Origin of the sequence: Halopseudomonas xiamenensis, from assembly GCF_014219065.1 — a bacterium.
GTDB lineage: Bacteria > Pseudomonadota > Gammaproteobacteria > Pseudomonadales > Pseudomonadaceae > Halopseudomonas > Halopseudomonas xiamenensis.
The window spans coordinates 1-1,207 of record NZ_JACLGO010000068.1; the positions used below are offsets into that span (position 1 = coordinate 1).

General features: G+C 57.7%; 1 protein-coding gene. It reads right to left on the minus strand.

Translation table 11 applies throughout. From position 1 onward, the window contains the following. Nucleotides 1-30: 30 nt before the first annotated feature. Nucleotides 31-975: an IS110 family RNA-guided transposase gene (locus H6X51_RS19830; RefSeq protein WP_185269131.1), complete on the minus strand. Its 945-nt coding sequence runs from the start codon at nt 973-975 to the stop codon at nt 31-33. Nucleotides 976-1,207 lie beyond the last annotated feature (232 nt).

Here is a 1,207-nt window from a genome sequence, read left to right on the forward strand (position 1 = left end):
TGTGGGAGATTCTATGGTTCCAGGCAACCCTCAACCTGATGTTTTTGGTTGATAGGCTGTCTGGTGCTGCATCAGTGCAAATGCGATGCGGGCCAGTTTTCTCGCCAGCTTGACCAGAGCCTGGGTCGGCTTGAGACCCTGCGCCAGGTAGGTGTTGTACAGTCCCTTCCAGGCTGTAGTCTTGCGGGCGGCCATAGCCGCATTGTAGAGCAGCCGCCGCAACTCGGGATCACCTTTCTTGGTTAGTTTTCGGCGCCCTTTCTGTGTGCCTGAATCGCGTACTTTCACATCCATTCCAAGGTAGGCAATGAACGCATCACTGCTCCTGAAACGTCCTCGGTGAAAGGTATTGGCCAGGGCCATGGAGGTCAGTTCACCAATGCCTTCAATGGCATCGCAGCGCTGCGCGTCGCCATACCAACCTACCTCCGCCAGAGCCTGCTTGAGGCGCTGGACGATCAACTGCTCAACACGGCGGATATTCTGATCCAGCTGCTTGGCAACCTGCTTGAGCTGAGGGATATCCCGCAAGCTTTGATTCAACGCCACTCTGGTTTGCACCAGCGCTGCCCGGCGGCGCATCAGGCTTTGTATGCGGTAGAAGGCATCGTGGGGTGGTATCCAGGGCTTGAGCTCATCCCGTTCCCTGGTCAGATAGCGCAGGATGAGGCGGGCATCGGCCTGGTCTGTCTTGGCGCGGGTGCCCACGCCATCCCGATAATGACTCAGCTTGTACCCATCGAGTAGAAAGAGCGGGTGGCCAGCCTCATGGGCCAACTGGGTCAACAGCCGGTGATAGACCCCCGTTGCCTCCAGGGCAATCCTTGATCCAGCTGGCACAGATGTCAGCCACCGCTTGATGGCCGCTGCGGTGTTCTTGATCGTCTCGACTTGCTTCGTATCGTTGCGAGCGATGACCAGTTCAGCCTTGCTGACATCGATCCCTATCAGGATGGACTCTACAGACTTGGCCATGGGGCGTCCTCCAAGCTAAAGTGTTCTTTGACTTGTCAGGGCTCACCAGACGCTGGCTTGCAACATATCGTCGGTCCGAGCGGGCTTGGCTCTGCCGATGGATTCTCTATCGGCGTTTTGGTGAGAGTGGGGCGAAATCTCCCACGGTCCGTGCCGTAAGGCCGGAAGCCCCGATTGCCCCTCCACCCTGACAGGTCCATTTTGGACCTGTAGGAAAACCATACAAGCCCCG

Excerpts from the sequence above, each read along its gene's own strand:
- H6X51_RS19830 (WP_185269131.1), bottom strand. The coding sequence starts at position 975 with ATGGCCAAGTCTGTAGAGTCCATCCTGATAGGGATCGATGTCAGCAAG.